Annotated in this window: 13 protein-coding genes and 1 tRNA gene; 4 read left to right on the plus strand and 10 right to left on the minus strand. The window is 33.3% G+C overall.

Going from position 1 to position 17223, the window contains the following annotated elements; all coding sequences use genetic code 11:
* Positions 1–5: 5 nt before the first annotated feature.
* Positions 6–1733, minus strand: a complete 1728-nt coding sequence (gene ilvB / locus E7K77_RS03610) for a biosynthetic-type acetolactate synthase large subunit (protein ID WP_316692022.1) — start codon at positions 1731–1733, stop codon at positions 6–8.
* A gap of 192 nt (positions 1734–1925) precedes the next feature.
* Between ilvB and E7K77_RS03615 the strand changes: the two genes are divergently transcribed.
* Positions 1926–2204 carry a hypothetical protein gene (locus E7K77_RS03615; RefSeq protein WP_008601532.1) on the plus strand — a complete coding sequence of 93 codons (279 nt, stop codon included), beginning with the start codon at positions 1926–1928 and terminating at the stop codon, positions 2202–2204.
* A 77-nt stretch (positions 2205–2281) separates the two neighbouring features.
* Here E7K77_RS03615 and E7K77_RS03620 read toward each other — a convergent pair whose 3' ends face one another.
* Genes E7K77_RS03620 through E7K77_RS03630 form a run of 3 tightly spaced genes read right to left on the minus strand, consistent with a single transcriptional unit; the run spans position 2282 to position 3944 of the window.
* Entirely contained in the window at positions 2282–2782 is a 501-nt protein-coding gene (locus tag E7K77_RS03620; RefSeq protein ID WP_155086015.1) for a folate family ECF transporter S component, read from the minus strand.
* Positions 2772–3119 (minus strand): nitrous oxide-stimulated promoter family protein, encoded by a 348-nt coding sequence (locus E7K77_RS03625; protein ID WP_008601536.1) that lies wholly within the window; start codon positions 3117–3119, stop codon positions 2772–2774. The genes E7K77_RS03620 and E7K77_RS03625 overlap by 11 nt, the downstream gene beginning before the upstream one ends.
* A 9-nt stretch (positions 3120–3128) precedes the next feature.
* Positions 3129–3944 carry a class I SAM-dependent methyltransferase gene (locus E7K77_RS03630; protein ID WP_278457701.1) on the minus strand — a complete coding sequence of 272 codons (816 nt, stop codon included), beginning with the start codon at positions 3942–3944 and terminating at the stop codon, positions 3129–3131.
* 419 nt (positions 3945–4363) lie between these two features.
* Here E7K77_RS03630 and E7K77_RS03635 point away from each other — a divergent pair, with 419 nt between their 5' ends.
* Positions 4364–4780 carry a hypothetical protein gene (locus E7K77_RS03635; RefSeq protein ID WP_278457700.1) on the plus strand — a complete coding sequence of 139 codons (417 nt, stop codon included), beginning with the start codon at positions 4364–4366 and terminating at the stop codon, positions 4778–4780.
* Between the two features lie 195 nt (positions 4781–4975).
* On the opposite strand, the gene E7K77_RS03640 is transcribed toward E7K77_RS03635, so the two are convergent.
* The 5 genes from E7K77_RS03640 to E7K77_RS03660 all read right to left on the minus strand — a co-directional run bounded on the left by E7K77_RS03640 (position 4976) and on the right by E7K77_RS03660 (position 13057).
* Positions 4976–6709 carry a hypothetical protein gene (locus E7K77_RS03640; RefSeq protein ID WP_278457698.1) on the minus strand — a complete coding sequence of 578 codons (1734 nt, stop codon included), beginning with the start codon at positions 6707–6709 and terminating at the stop codon, positions 4976–4978.
* A 615-nt stretch (positions 6710–7324) separates the two neighbouring features.
* Positions 7325–10105 (minus strand): DNA methyltransferase, encoded by a 2781-nt coding sequence (locus E7K77_RS03645; protein ID WP_278457697.1) that lies wholly within the window; start codon positions 10103–10105, stop codon positions 7325–7327.
* Positions 10106–10549: 444 nt separating this feature from the next.
* Positions 10550–10624: transfer RNA gene (locus tag E7K77_RS03650), tRNA-Arg, on the minus strand.
* A gap of 140 nt (positions 10625–10764) precedes the next feature.
* On the minus strand, positions 10765–11223 hold the full coding sequence (locus E7K77_RS03655; RefSeq protein WP_278457696.1) for a low molecular weight protein-tyrosine-phosphatase: 459 nt from the start codon (positions 11221–11223) through the stop codon (positions 10765–10767).
* A 157-nt stretch (positions 11224–11380) separates the two neighbouring features.
* Positions 11381–13057, minus strand: a complete 1677-nt coding sequence (locus E7K77_RS03660) for a hypothetical protein (RefSeq protein WP_278457695.1) — start codon at positions 13055–13057, stop codon at positions 11381–11383.
* A 501-nt stretch (positions 13058–13558) separates the two neighbouring features.
* On the opposite strand from E7K77_RS03660, the gene E7K77_RS03665 reads away from it, so the two are divergent.
* Entirely contained in the window at positions 13559–14011 is a 453-nt protein-coding gene (locus tag E7K77_RS03665; RefSeq protein WP_278457693.1) for a helix-turn-helix domain-containing protein, read from the plus strand.
* Positions 13989–14741: an IS3 family transposase gene (locus E7K77_RS03670; protein ID WP_278457691.1), complete on the plus strand. Its 753-nt coding sequence runs from the start codon at positions 13989–13991 to the stop codon at positions 14739–14741. Before E7K77_RS03665 ends, E7K77_RS03670 begins: the two co-directional genes overlap by 23 nt.
* Before the next feature lie 114 nt (positions 14742–14855).
* On the opposite strand, the gene E7K77_RS03675 is transcribed toward E7K77_RS03670, so the two are convergent.
* A complete protein-coding gene (locus E7K77_RS03675; protein WP_325306463.1) occupies positions 14856–17102 on the minus strand; it encodes an autotransporter family protein in 2247 nt (748 codons plus the stop codon).
* Between the last annotated feature and the right edge of the window lie 121 nt (positions 17103–17223).

A 17223-nucleotide genomic window follows, 5' to 3' on the forward strand; every position in this document is an offset into this window, starting at 1 on the left:
CCCTCCTATTTTTTATCCTTCAACAACATATCACTTAAAGACTTACCTGCTGGTACCATTGGCAACACATTGAGTTCCGTTGGAATGATGAACTCGAGTAGGGTTGGACCATTTTTGAAAGTATCTGCCAATTGGAACCCTTTTTCTATGTCCTCTACTTTAGTAATGCGCATAGCCTTAGCACCATAAGCTTCTGCCAATTTCACAAAATCCGGTACATATTCAAACTCATCATTGTCGATTATGTCTCGCGTAACAATAGCACTTTCATCCATCATCAAGTTCGTACAAGCGTAACGTTTATCGTAGAATAATTGTTGCCATTGACGTACATTACCAAGGAATCCATTGTTTAATACAATAAGCGTTATAGGCAAGCGATAATGCATAGCAGTAGCAAATTCTTGAATATTCATTTGCACACCACCATCGCCGCAGATGGCAAATACACGTTTATCAGGGTTGCCGATTTGAGCACCTAATGCAGCAGGGAACCCATAACCCATCGTACCTAGACCACCGGATGTCAACATTTGATATTGACCTTTCACATCAAGGAACTGGGTAGTCCACAATTGATTTTGACCCACATCGGTTGTAACGATAGGATGTTCATAGTGATGATTGATGTACTCGATAACAGTTTGAGGTGTTAACCCCTCTTCGTCAGCTTGAGTGACAGGACGCTCTGCCTTAAGTTGCTGTAATTGTTTTGGCCATTCGCCAAGGTCGTGAGGTTCAATATATTCTAAGATTTTTTCAATAGCCAATTTAGCATCTGCTACGATTGGAATATCAACCTTAATATTTTTAGAAATAGATGCCGCATCTACATCAATATGGATAATCTTACAATTTTGTGCAAAGGTACTTAGTTTACCGGTAATACGATCATTAAAGCGCGTACCAATAGAAATCATCACGTCACAGTCAGTTATAGCCACATTAGGGGCATAGCCACCATGAATCCCTACATTACCAAGATACAATGGATGACGGCTGTCAATAGCACCTTTCCCCATCAAGGTTGTTACAACAGGAATCCCTGTTTTTTCGACCAACTCCATCATAAGGTCGTTGGCACCACTAATGCTTACCCCACCGCCTAATAGGAATAGAGGCCTTTTAGCTTTACTAATAATAGAACAGGCCTTTTTAACTTGACCTACGTGAACAGTGGTATTTGGTTTGTAACCGCGAATATTAATCTCTGTTGGATATTCATCTGACCCCATAGCCTTCTGAATATTCTTAGGAATATCTACTACAACAGGGCCTGGACGACCTGTGCGAGCAATGTAAAAGGCCTCTTTCAAAATACGGCCAAGCTCTTTACGGTCGCGAACAGTAACGGCATATTTACAAATATTGCGGACGATGCCAACAGTATCTACCTCTTGAAAAGCATCATTGCCCATGAGGCCTAAATCAACTTGTCCAGTAATACAAACGAGGGGCACACTATCTGCATACGCTGTGGCAATACCAGTCACAAGATTTGTAGCACCTGGACCGGAGGTTACCATACACACCCCTACTTTACCAGTACTCCGAGCATAGCCATCTGCAGCATGAGCTAAGGCTTGTTCATGACGAGGCAAAATAACCTTTACTTGATCTTGTTTATATAATTCATCCATGATATCGATGGTTGCGGCCCCAGGATAGTTAAATAAAAACTCTACCTGCTCCTCTTGAAGGGCTTTTACCAAATACTGTGCGCCTGAAATCATAGGTATCTCCTTATTTATATAATGCATGCATATCGAATTCTCAATATTCACATCAGATATCTCTAAAAAATTGAATATCTTATCTAAATATGTTATACTCAGTAGTGTACCATATGTTGTGGTACATGAATATGTATAAAATCTCAAATTATAGAAATATATGTAGATTCTATTTTGAAAGGACTGAATATCATGAAAGAAATCTTAGGTTTCCATTTAAACGGTTGCCCTTATTGCGCCAATGCATTCCGTGCTATCGATGAACTCGTTGCAGAAAATCCTGCATACGCAGATATTCACATCAACTGGGTTGAAGATCAAGATGCTCATGAGCTCTTCAAAACTCACCCATATGAATACTATCCAAACTTGTGGTTCGACCTCGACAAACAATACGAGGCACAACCTGGTGAAAGCTATGACCAAACAAAATCTTTAATCAAAGCTGTATTGGACAAAGCACTCGCGTAAAAGGCTATATTTACAAATAAAAATGCACCCCTAACATATAATCTAATGTTAGGGGTGCATTTTAGTATACTGTAAGATTATAGCTTTTTTTGTACCATAAACTTGCTGACTGCCTTATACACAATTAAAATCAGTGCAATTTCTAAAGGGAAACAAATTATATTTTTAATAAGACGTCCAATAAATATAGCAGATACTGCCTTGTTATAAAATATTGTAAGCCACATTGTATTCAATATCAGATGTATGCATACAGTAACAATTGTCTCCGGTAAAAGCAATTGTTTAAATGTAACATTACGACCGTGTAAAAAATATCCATACACATAGCCTACAAGAAATTCAGATACGATAAAGCCGGGAAAGAATACCCCTTGCCCAAATAGGGACATACCTATAAAACAGGCAATAGCGGCCATTATACCTGCTGCCATAGGCCCATAAAGAATGCCAAATATAGCGGTTGATAAAAATCCAAAGGTAATATGTATAAATGTAGTATGAATAGCAAATATATAAGATAGTAAGACCGTCAAGGCTACAAATACGCCTGTCTTTACAATCATATCAGTTTTCATAAGATGTACGGTTCCTTTTTCTATCCTTCCACTCTAAATACATATGACGAACAACTTGAATGGGTGATACAAATAACATTCTAGGTCCACCATAGCGCATGATTTCACGTATTTTCTCACGATACGTAGGAGCATAGCAATGCGTTTTACATACGCTACAGAAAGTTTTGCTTTCCATATGAGGACATACATCTATACGATGTTCTGCATATTGCCAAACTTTCTGACACTCCTCACAAAGTTGCCCTTTAGGAGTGTGGTGCTTATTATGACAATAGATGCCAATAATTTGGTACATAGTTTTTAGTTCTAACTTACGTTTTTCATCAACTGTCATGGTTCTCTCCTATTTCACAGACCAAGAAACCCATGCCACCTTATCAACGGTCTTATTATGGATTTCTCCATCAATAGCTAGTGGCTCAATGAGATTTCTAATCTCTTCTTTCATGTCTTCCATGTCTCCCCATCCATTATTATGAAGTCGCATGGTAAAATAATTAACTGCCTTTTCAAGAGACATAACCTCTGTTTCAGGAACCGTTTTGTAAGTTACTTTCACATTATGCCCCATCTCATGGATTGCATCTAAACACTTTTTCATCTTACCATCCCACGGAAAAGAATCACGACCAAAGAAATGTTCAGATAGCATATCTACCATTTCGTCACTCCGTTCGCTAAAAGCAATCCACAAGCATTTATCATGACTTGCATCATGCATAGCGCGAATATTTTCTACATCAAACATAATTGGGCAGAAGATACTGTATGCCAAGTCAAAGCTTTTATCCCAACCTAGTTCTCGACGAGTTTCATCAGACCAAGGGCCGATATATAAGCTAAGGTCTAAACCTTCTGACTCTGCCAATTGTTTAGCACCACGAATCATACCATCCGATAAATCTATGCCTGTCGCTTTATACCCTTCACGAGCTAAACCCAATGCATAATCACAAACACCACAGCCTACATCAAGCGTACGACCATTCGCTGCAGATAATAAATTCTCATCCTTTAAGAAGGCTAAAAAGTCAGTGACCTGTGCTTTGCGATCCTCGCGATTGTGCATTTCTACAAAGTACTCAGAACGATGGTTCCATGCGTCTTGCTCATCACGCCAAACTTCGTTGACGGTAAGCTTTTGTATTTTATTTGTCATATTATCCCCTCTAAATAGCCACATCCCTAAATAGATGAGCTATAGATACATATATAAGTAATTTTTCACTTAGTTAAATTCACTACGTAATTTAACGCTCCCCTATATGTCCTAGTGTTCCGGCTAGGATGTTCAGATTTTCATATAGCTATCCTTATTGTACATCATTCTCAAAACAAAATGTGTTACCCAAATCACATTTATTATGTTATTTCGATATTATTAAATATAAAACTCTATATCGATAGCTTATCAGCAACTCAACTCATGTAGTTATCTATCTCTAACTAGTTCATGCATATATCGCCATGTATTTCTCTTCCATTAATACAAACAAATAGCGCTTCAAAGTTGATTATACAAATTATTTCATCCGATACCTATTTTTATTATAATAGAAATAAGAAGGAGTTAAAAATATGGGAATCTATATAATAATCCTAATGTTTGTATTAGTCGGCATTGCTGTAGCTTTTGCTACTTATAACCTATCTATAATTAAATCCATGCCTCCTGAAGAACGTTATAAACTTCTTTCCTTTAAAGATGATCAAGTGTCTATAGGCATTGGATTAGTAAAAAGAACCTATAAATTAAAAGATATTCGAGAAGTGCGTTTTTCCAAGGGCAAAAAATTCCGTAGTATGGGAAGCTGGGCAGGAAGAATGAAGATTTACAAACTAAATGGTAAGACAAGTCATTGGATAGAATTTGATGGTACTGTCTATTACAAAAAGATGGTATATATAACAAATGAAGAAATCATTGATAAATCAATAAATATACTCATGAATGAATTTAGATCTAGAGGGATTCAGTATAATATATATAGATAGTAACATACAAAAAGGCTTCTCGAATTTTTGAGAAGCCTTTTTATAGGTAAATCTAATAGAATTTGAACCTGTAGAGCTAGTATCGGAATTTTATTACTATCCATTCATATAGATTATTCGAATATAGATAAAAAAACATAAGCTATTAATATCTAAAAATATATTTGATTAATTAAATCAACAAACTTATAAAACTCAATCAGTTCTTCTATTATACTTTTCATAAATTTCATATAAAGGATATGTTTTTAATTCCATTTGTCTCTGTTCTGGTATTTGATTGAAATAAGTATTTGCCTCTTCATATGATTTCATTAAAATACATGCACCCCATTTAATATTAATATCAGTAGAAATATCTAATAACTTTATAAGTTGCTTAGTATCGTTACTTGACATTTTCTCCTGTAAATACTTTATCATTAATAAATTTAATAAATCTATTTCACTAGAATTATTTTGGGATAATATTCCAGAGATATAGTATGCTATATTTAAAAATTCAATATTATTACTATTAAGATATGCACGAACTAACTCACAAATAAATCGTCTCAATACATTACAATGTGATAATAGTATATGGCTTGACAACTTTTTAAGTGCACACTCTATTTTTGGGAGTGATAAATTCATCGCATTTATAAGAATACTGTAAGTAGCAAGAACAAATGCAGGTAGCCGTTGTTTTCCCTCTTCACCATACTCTAACCGTAAATTAAATAAATCAAAAAAACACGGTTCAGGCACATCCTGTTCAATTAGTAAACCTAATTGTAAAGATCCTATGTGAAGTAATTGTGGGCTCAAAACAGAGGAAGCTTTTGCAGTAGTTTTTTTACAATCAGAGAGTTGAATATATAAATAAGATAATTTATGAATTTCATTTTCTGTAAATGGTCTACTACTTATATCAATATCTAAAATCCCCTCTAATTTTTTTATATTATTAAGCATACTAATTAAAGTTTTTATTTCATTCAATGCATCTGCATTTTTTTCTACTGCTGCCCAATTTTTCTTATTCCAATAACAAGTACGTCCCTCATAAAAGTTCTTTAAAATCTCTAACGTAATTAAAGATTGAGTTATAGTACCATTGTTCAAATCATAAGAAAAGTTTTGTGCTGACCTATAAGGGAAAATTTTTATTTGTTGGTTTAACTCTATAAATTGATCAGACTCTTGAGTGGTAAAATTAACTCTCCCTTGAGTAACTATACTCTTTTTTTTACCACTAAAATTTAGTTCAAAATCAAAGGGAATGGATAATTCACCTGGTTTTATCATTGATACTGGTGTAATCATACCAAACTTATCTTTATAATATGGTTGGACAAGTTCATCATTTAATATAATTGAATTTAATGACTTTTTTAATGATATCTTACAAAAAAACTGACCATCAAGATTTTGAATATCAATAAAGCTTTTTGCCCGCCCATTTAGTCCAATTTGCCATTTACTCTCTTGATAAAACGAGAATAAAGAACTATAAATAAACTTTTTACTTGTATGGAACCTATCTAGTTTTATAGAATATGACTTTTGATCTTTTTTACCTTTATCAAATAAATTCTGAATAAATACTGGTAATAACGATTTATAAAATACAATTTTCCTATTATCATCTATTACGAAAAGAACTGCTCCGCCATTTCTTCTATAATTATCTAAATCATCACGTTCCATGCGAAAGGATTCTTTACCAACCTTTAGGAGTGTCGTGCCCTTTACTTGAATAGGTATTGGGCCTATTAATTTACATTTTGTTAAATCGTCTGATCCCTGCTCATATAAAAATATATTACCATCCCATGATTGTCCTTTATCTTGTTCAGGAATATCATAATCTATATTCTTACATAAAGTTAATTGATTTTTTAAAACAAGCAAAGAATCTCTTTCTATTATTCTATTCCCTTTCATAATTGAACACCTCTTTATAAAGCTTTATCAAATGGGAAGTAAATTCTACTTATATAATATTAGTTTTTAATTCATATGATCTAAAATAAATTGATTATTAGCTATAAAAGTCTCACATAAGTCTTTAGTATAATTAATCAATGCAAAATTAGAGAGGAAAATCAAAGAAATTTAATAGCTGATAATTATGTTCTTTAACAGAACAATCATTTTTCAAACTCATAAAACTTTACTATTTTCAATATTATAATCTAAATGCTCAATTGATTTTAATACTCTCTAAAATTATATTTTCATAAATAACTACTACATGTATATAAGAAGACTTCACAATAATCTAACCTACTCTTCATATTTATTTGTCGTAATTACAGAATAAGGCTTCTCGAATTTTCGAGAAGCCTTTTATTTGGTTTGCCTAGTAGAAATCGAATCTGCGCACCTGGTTCAAAAGTTTTAATATATCATTGTTATAAATATAAAAAGCTTTCTTATAAAAATTCTATTACTAAATATAATCTTACTCACTAAAGATTTTTTATATAAATAATAGTCATATGTCTATATGATTAAAATAATGAATCGATTAAATACATATAATTATAATAAATAATTTTAATTATCTATCTTTTTATATAATTGAATTAATTCATATACACAATCACTTTCAGACATCTTAATATCAAAGCCATACGCCTCCATTACAGCTCGATTATTATTTCTATGAGCCGTTAATAATTCTATAGGCATTACTGTGTCATCATATAAATTTGCTAAAGATTCATTAGGATATTTACTTCTAGCATTAATAATCTCTTGAGCAGTTTTCTCAATTTTCTTTTTTTGGATATCTGAAATTACTGGCCAAGGAAAATTATTATAAACAATATTACCAGAATATTGATAATCACTTTTCATTCTACCAGCTACAGCTCTCATCCAAGCATTATGAATATTGGACATTAAAACCCCAAATTCATAAAGCCCAGCTTCAGGAATAATTAAAGCACTACCACTTACTATAGTATTTTTATCTACAAAATCAATTGGAATATATCGTCTTGTTTGAGATGAAACCTTTGGTATGACTAACATTTCACAATTAGGTTGCCGAATTTCTCCAAATAACCATGGTATATCAGCAAGCTTTTTAGTTTGAGGCCTACTACTACTCAATCTAAATTCTTTTACTTTATGAATTCTATCCATAATAAAGTTAGACCTTCTTAATTCAGAAGGAGAAAAGTCCTTTAGCCACAAACACCATTTCTTTGTATTTCTAATTAGTTCTACCCCTCCAAGATAGGTCCTAATAAATTTAATATTACTTTTATCTTCTTTGAGTAATACTTTAACATCTTCATGAGTCAACGAAAAATGTTTGTTATCAATTCCCATACTACCATAAGAAATCTCTAATACATTAGAAATCGGCTTAGTTCTTGATTTAATAAAGAACATAGGCATATCAGTAAGGTACGCACTAATGTGTTTCACTGCTTTCAAAGAATTATCATTATAAATATACTTAGAATGTACAAAATTATTACTAGCCGTAAATCCAATAATAACACAATGAACTGCGGCTTTATTTCTAGCATCACTATCCCATTTAAATGAATGATAAGCAAAAATTGGTTGAATCATAGGTGAAAGATGTTCCCATAGTACTGGCGCTTGTTCCCCTTGTGCAATACTATTAGTTGATACAAAAGCACATTTTATTGTTGTATTCTGAATATATTCAGCTGCTTTTGCATACCACGCAGTAACATAATCAAGATTACCAACCCCTTTACTTCCTTTAAATGAAGCAATTAATTGTTCTTTTTGCTTTACTGTTTGTTCTTTTTTCCCTGCAAAAGGGGGATTCCCCATCATAAAAGAAAGCTCACCTGGTTCAATTATATTCGACCACTCAACCTCTAATGCATCTTTCTCATGTATATTTGTAAAACTATGCAATGGTAAAAAATCCATCTCACGATTGATAATTCCTTCTGTTTCTTCAAACATTTGAGCTTCTGCAATCCACATCGCAGTTCTTGCGACAGCAACTGCAAAATCATTAATTTCAATACCGTAAAATTGCTGAATACTTACTTTTATAGGATTAAGCTCAGCCTCCTCAAATCCTAATACGCCTGAGCCAGATTTATCAGTAATCGTTTCTCTCAATATATCATTTTCAAGTCTTCTTAAAGATAAGTATGTTTCAGTCAAAAAATTACCAGAGCCTGCAGCTGGATCAAAAAAGGTCAATGAAGCTAACTCATCTTGTAACTGATTTAACTTTTCTAATCTTTTCTTTATTACTTTTTCATTCATTGCAGTTCTAAACTTCTCTTTATATTCCTCAAGAAAAAGAGGATCAATAACTTTATGAATGTTTTCCAGGCTAGTATAATGCATCCCTCCTGAACGTCGTGTGTTAGGATTTAAAGTGCTTTCAAATATTCCACCAAATATAGTTGGAGATATTTCACTCCAATTAAACGAACAAGCCTCTTTTAGCATCATATTTATAGCATCTTCATTAAATGGAGGTATATCAATTAGCTCACTAAACAAATTTCCATTTACATATGGAAAAGCTAACAACTCCTCTTCATCGAAAGGATCTCTAGCATCAATAGGTGTATCTAAAATTCGAAAAAGTTCTAATAACGCTTTTCTAAAATGTTGAGGTTTAAACTCACGCAAATAATCGTGAAATAAGGCTCGACTCCCAAATAAACCTGCATCTTCAGCATAAAGACAAAAAACTATACGTACACATAACCTATTAATATTTTGTAAAATGTGCGTATCTGATAAATCTTTATTTAACTTATATTGTTTAAGTAGAATATCATATATTCTACCAACTAATTCCCCAGCTGTTTTAGAAATCTCTAACTCTTTTTCTATATGGCTATCTTTCACATTAACCATAAAATTAAGCCTATAATAATCTTTTTCAAAATCTTTAAGATAAATGATCTCTGGTGTTGCATTAGGATTATCCATATCTAAAATCTGGAACTCAGAAAAATTACAGCCTATAATCCAACGTGGTCTATCACTATAAGGAAGATTTGCAGAATATCTCTTTGCTTGTTCTAATGGGGTCAATTTTGTTCCATCAGATTGTTTAATCACTTCTGTAAGAGATTTACCTATACTTTTCTGTTCAATCATTGTATGGGTAGCCGGAATCATTGCATCTATATAACTAATATTTTCTAATTTTACTTTCTGTTCAAAGCGTATAAAATCAGATGCATTTTCTACCCCATATACAGTTTGTAGTAACTCAATCCAAAAACGTTGAGTGTCCTGCTTCTCATCACCAACCCCCAACCATTTTTCTGCAAATTTTTTTGCAGCTTTTTTTTGTGCTTTAAGTGTTAACATATATCCCCCTAATTCCCTTCTTTTAACCACATAATATTATATTCGCACTCATACGAATTATAATCGCAAACTCCCCATTCAGTATAATCAACTCAGCCTATATCTCCCTCTATTAACTTCAAAAACAGTTTAATACTAACTATTTCCATACCATATTATCTATATTTGTCTAAATTAAAGCTCTACTTTGTAGCTTTATAAACCAAATAACTTAAACTTTATAAATTCTTGATTTATTTGTAGTTCCAACAAATAGCACATTGAAAATAATAATAATTTAGTAGATAAATTACTATCCAAAATATAATGTTACCATTTTATAGATAACCACATCATATCAACAATAAAGTAACTTATTAATGTTTAGATAAAAATTTTTATCAATCTAAAAATAGAAATCAATTACAAAATAAGGCTTCTCTAAATTTCGAGAAGCCTTTTATTTGGTGCGCCTAGCAGGATTCGAACCTGCGCACCCGGTTCCGGAGACCGGCGCTCTATCCCCTGAGCTATAGGCGCATGAATACCTAAAAATTATACCATATTACGCTATGGTTCGATAGTATAAAGTATATGGGGCAGATAGGCTTATAGAAAAGCCCTCAATGTAGACTAAAATTTCAGCTACCATTGAGGACCCATCAGTATATATATTTCGCTTAAAGTTTCTCTTTAAGCACTGCTAGTAGAGCATCACAGCTACGACTGACATCGTCATAGGTTTCGTCAAAATTCCCCGTATACCAAGTATCCTTTACATCACGGCTTTCACCAACGAACGACATTGCCTTGTAAACCTTAGAATCTACATCATCACCAATGATACGACGTAAGTTCCGCCCATTATTTTCATCCATAATAACAAGGTAGTCAAAGTTATGATAGTCATCAACCGTTACTTGACGAGTCTTATGACGTGTATAAGAAATACCCATTTCATCTAATTTCTCTTTAGTCCCATAATGGGTATCATTCCCTATCTCCTCCCGAGATGTAGCTGCTGATTCAATATATATAGAATCACTTAGTCCAGCCTGTTCAACGATATGCTTCATATAAAACTCTACCATTGTTGAACGACAGATATTACCATGGCAAATGAATAGAACTTTAACCATAACAAACACCTTAAAAATTTTCCTACATCTCCACCTCCTATCACTCTATCGAAATATCATAATCTTTTAATTTACCTTGAAAAATCACTAAAATAATATTTCATAAACATATAAAAACCAACTGTCAACTTTACGGAAAAGAATACAAGTCATTATATCATTTTATAAAAAGTTCATATCCATTTCCTAATTCAGCCTCTGTAACAATCCCTACCTCACCACATTCGGCATAATCAACATTCTTATTATTTACCTGAATGCTATTAATTTTAGTATATACCCATTGTTCATCCTTTTTAGCATAAACCTTATCTCCAATTCTAATTTTGATATTTTCAAGTATCAATATTCCAGCTTTAGGCTTCTTAAAGTATTCAGAATATGTTCCAATGGATTTTAAATTCTTTGGTATCAAGGATATAATCCCACAGTCCTTTAAAGCTTCTCTAGTTTCTTCTTTTGTAAATATTTTATTTTCAATCAATTTATACTGTTTATATAACTGCCATGTAGTAAGAAGACCTCTTTCATCATTCTTTGCATAATCAACTTGATCACTACTGAACGGGGGATTTTGTCTTAATGAAGGATTTATATATCTTTGATGATTCACAATATATATAGGAATTATTGTTTTATCAGGATTTTCTTTTTCTCTTCTACGTCTATGCTTTGCGACTTGTGAACACTCAGAATCTGTAGACGTCCCACTAATGCCTTTTACTTCAACTATATATATTTTATCATCTTCTAAAATCTGTATATCTTCTCTAAGAATATCCTCACTTCCATCTATTGATTGTACATCTTTAAATCCAAGCCATTCAAAATATTTACATACAGCTTGTACCAACTCCTCGCCGGTTGCAGTTAGCAAATCATGCAAAAATTTATACTTTTGATTAACTGCATCAATTTTTTGATTCAATAAATCAATTTTTGATTCATATTCTTCTTGAAGTGCTTTTCTCTCTGCCTCGATTTCAAAAATTTCACTATGACAAAACTCTTTACCTTTTATCCATTCAAATTCTTTTGATTCTGGGAAAATTTTAGGTAATATCTCTGGTAAATAAGATGTTAATAAACGATCAATTAACTCATCTTTTTTATCACACACCGGAAGCAATAATTCATAGCCTAACGTTTCAGAATAACCTATATATGAAATAACTTCCCCCTCTGAATTTTTCAACAATGGAATAAAGTTTCGCTTTATAATATATTCTTGAGACTCACTATCCCATATTTTAGGAATTTGAAAAGTTACATTGTACGCTTTTGCAAAGTTAAGTATCAAATTTGCCATTTTATTATTCTCTGGGATAATTTTCTTTCCAGATTTTGAGCATCCATTAGCCTCAATAATTTCATATGTACTATGTGTTTTCTCAATAGGGGAACTAACATGAAGCTGATTTAAAACTTTAACTAGATTATATTTTTCTGTATAATTTTTACTAGCAAAAATTATTTTTAATGATTGTTTTTTTAGTTTCCCCTTTATTATATTTAAAACTAAAGGAGCGGGAAAAAATTCCTTTTTAGGATACTGTAATTCATATAAAAAAAGATTACTATCTAGTTGATCACTGCTACTATAATACTCGTATGTACTTTCAGTTTGTAAATCAATAATAACAACACTATATTCGTGTAAATTATCTACAATATTATACTCAAGATTTACATAACTTTTATTTTCAAGTTTTCGAAACTTTACAAGTTTATTCACACCCAAATTACCAGTCGCTACATTATAATGCTCACTCAATCTATCCGCAATTTCTTTATTATTAACAATAAATATTTGTGGTTCTCTATACCTCTCCATATAATATTCATCTCCAATTCAACCTTATACAATACATATTACTATATGGCTATTCTATACATCACGAATTATCACCTACATATTTATGATAATTCTTCTAGCATAAAATTCTATATAATATAAGCTCATAGTAATAAAACTTTTTGACTATGTTTATCTCATTATCTCATGCACTCATATTCTATTCAACTGTATAAGTACTAATAATACTATTTCAAGTCTTTACAAAACAATTGTATACCACCCATAGATTTATCAATTCTATCACAGTTTAAAACTTAAGCAAATTCAAAAAACCTCTATAGCATATGAACTGCACCTCGAAAATTGGACACAATTTTTGGAGGTGCAGTTTTTTATGTCAAAATACTCAAAAGAAATTAGAGAAAAAGTCATTGCCTTTTTGAAAAAGAATTTAGCCCCTTTAGAATTGCTAAGGAGTTTCAAATTCCAGAAAGTACTGTAAAAAACTGGCTATACAAATTTAAACTTAGCCATAATTTGACCCATAAAATTAGTAAACGAATATTTTCAGCAGATTTTAAACGTAAAGTTCTTGAAACTAGGTGGAAAGATAAGTTATCCTTTGAAGAAACAGCAGAATTATTTAATTTAGATAATCCTAGCCTAATTGCAGCATGGCAAAAGCGGTATTTAGCCGAAGGGATTTTGGGGTTGCAACCCAAGCCTAAAGGTAGACCATCTATGAAACCGAAAGAACCAATATCTCCCACAAAAAATCAAAGTATTAAATCAGACAAAGAACGGATAAAAGAACTAGAAGCTAAAATCGCTCGGTTGAAATATGAAATGTCTTTTTACGATGACTTTATGAAAGAAATGCGTGAAATTGCTAAACCCAATAGAGCTGTAAAAAAAAGCACAAACAATTGCCATCGAAAGATTAAGAAAAATATACCCCCTTCAGTTTATGCTCGAGTACTTTGGCATTAGTCGTAGTACATATTATGCACGTTTAGCTAGCTTAAAAAATGGAGACAAATATGCAGAGGAACGAGAAGCTATTCGCACACTTGTGGCGATGAATAAAGGTCGTTATGGGTATCGCCGAATTACAATAGCATTGCATAAATTAGGCATTCATATAAACCATAAAGTTGTAATGCGTATTATGAAGGAAGAAAACTTAACATGTAAAGCTCGCCTAAAGAAATACCGCTCATATAGAGGTACTGAAGGAAAAATCGCTCCCAATATTATTAAGAGGAACTTTACTGCAACAAAGCCAGATCAAAAATGGACCACAGATATTACAGAATTTCACGTGTTTGGGCGTAAAGTTTATTTATCACCAATCTTAGATATGTATAATGGTGAAATTGTATCCTATGAAATATCAGAACGACCTGTATTAACACAGGTTTTATCTATGCTGGATAAAGCCTTTAAGAATAGACCAAATAGCAAAGGCTGCATCCTACATTCAGATCAAGGATGGCAGTACCAGCATAGTACTTATCAAGAAACATTAAAAAATCACGCTATCATCCAAAGCATGTCCCGTAAAGGAAATTGTTTGGATAATAGCGTGATGGAAAACTTCTTTGGCTTGTTGAAGTCAGAGTTGTTATATTTAGAAAAGTTTGCTTCCTATGAAGATTTTATCAGTAAATTAAAGGATTATATTATTTATTACAATACAAAACGCATTAAGCTTAATTAAAAGGAATGAGTCCGGTATAATACCGAACTCATTCCCCAAGAGTAGCTTAATTATATCTGTCCAAGAAAATGGGTGCAGATCAAGTATCTGCTACAGAGGTTATTAAGTATTCAATTAAAAATTATGCCGTATCCCAGCGTCAATGCGCCATGTATTTTCTACAGTAGCACCAAAGTTTTTAGTGAATGTACCATATAGATATGTACTAGGACGGACACTCCAAGACCCACCAATTTCAGCATCGAGCCATGTATCCTTCAAATCTACTGTTGTTTGTACTGTTGGATTGCCTGGTGCGGAATATGTTGTATTTACCTTACCAGAGAATTCATGCGCTAATGCTAATTTAGCGAAGATATTGGATTTTTCTGTTTCTTTCCCAATGCCAATACCAAGTCTGCCTACAGCAGAGTTCACAGCATCAGCTTTCACATGCATAGAACCACCACCGACAACAGAAGCATCATAGGATACACCATTCAAACGACCTACAATAAATTCTACACTAGGATCGATGTAGAAGCCATTTTCCTTCTTAATACGTTTACCATATTCAGCGCTTAAGGATGTGCCATATGTATGGTAATCACCGTTCACACGTTGTCCACCTACGGAGTAGAGCTTATAATCATTGGATAATCTATTACCACGTGCAATGATATCTAAATAACGACCATCGTCATGATGTTTTGTACCATATAAGGCAATACCACCAAGTTTACCGTCCCCACTACCATTAACGTATGAATTACTAGAAGTACTGTAATCAATAGCACCACCAAAAATCCAACCATTAGATACTTTATGATCGTAGCCAACTTGTACGCCATTATACGTCATATGTGCATCAGCACCGTCTGTGATTTTAGATTTACCGCCTATATATTTCGCCCATACACCTTGATTTGTATTAGCTAGACGAAGATCTCCTAAACGGCGTTGTAAATCATTGGTATTACTCTTCCATGCCATAGCGGTCGATGTAAGAGCAGATTTTGAACCACTCACTAAGGATGATTCACTAGCACGATTAATCTTTGTTGTATCATTTACAACAAGACGCCCCTGTGAGTCAAAATGATCTGCACCTAGTTCTGCAACAGCACCAGGACTAGTAATACCTTCATTAATTTGAACTGTTGTGCTCAGTTTCTTATCATTGCCCGTATATTGTAATTTATTGGCTAAGGCTTGTATTTCCTTTTTATAACTTACCTCATCAATGGTATTACCAGAATGTTCACCTTGAACGGTAATATGGCTATTGTCTGCTGCATGTTCAACTACAATTTGCCCTTTTCCAGCTTCACTAGCAGGTACGCCAGATTTATAAATAGCATTCACATAGCCACTATAGTTCTGAATCGTAATAGGACGTGCATCAATAGGATGAATATTACCAGCTGCCGTTGGATTAACACCACCTACAAGGTTACGAACCTTACTACCCTTATATAAATATGCTGCATTATCCCCAGATGGACGTTCTCTTTTAGGGGTAGGCCGCTCCATACCAATCCATTCATTATTCCAAGTTCCTCCATTTTGTAAATAAATGTCAGCACCAGAATTATGAGGGTTCTTATTGCTTTCAGCATATTCATTTAATACAGCACCCGTAAGTTTAGAATTAGGTGTTGTAAAAGCTAATGCTATATTCGTTGGCGTTTCGTTATGATTTGGATCACGTCCATAATCCTTATTAATTAACCCTACATTCCCAACAGCGACCAATTCTTTAGACCCTGGATGTTTACCATCAGAGCCAGTATTAACGTATACATCACCCTCTTCTGCCACCACAGAGTAAGTATCAGAAGTTTCTAAAGGATGAGTAATGATACGTCCACCACCATCAACAATGATATGACCACGTTGATTAGCTTGTAAACCGACACCAATAGCATCGATATCTACATTGCCTTTGACGTGAATATTAGTATCTCCATAATCTCTATTAGGATTGTCCTTGCTGAGTCTTGGCACTTTACCGCCGTAACCAGCATACACAGCGCTCATATAGTAATGACCGAGTTCCCTTTTTGAGGCTGGTGCATCATTCTTAAGACGTACAATCAAATCTTTATCCACCGTCAATTGTGATCCAAATCCATTATAAATACCTGATACATTTTTAGTTTTACCTGTATCTGTTAAGCTTTTACCATGCACATTAACCGTCAAGGTATCCTCTATATGCTTAACTTCCGGTTGTGTTTGTACCGGTGACCCCATTGTTAAGCCAAGCAATTCCTCCGCTTTATCACTTGTGGCATTAATTTCTGTAGCAAATGCAGAGCAGGTCATTCCAGTTAATACCAACGCAGCCATCACAGCCGATACATTTCGTTGTAATTTCATAAAAATCTCTCTTTCTTACCTCGCTTAATACGAGGCTCTCACAGAACGCATTTATACGTACACCCTAAAAATATAACAAGACCCCCTAAGTCCAACTTAGGAGGTCTTGTTTATTTCACAC

It is taken from the genome of Veillonella parvula, from assembly GCF_032577575.1.
GTDB lineage: Bacteria > Bacillota > Negativicutes > Veillonellales > Veillonellaceae > Veillonella.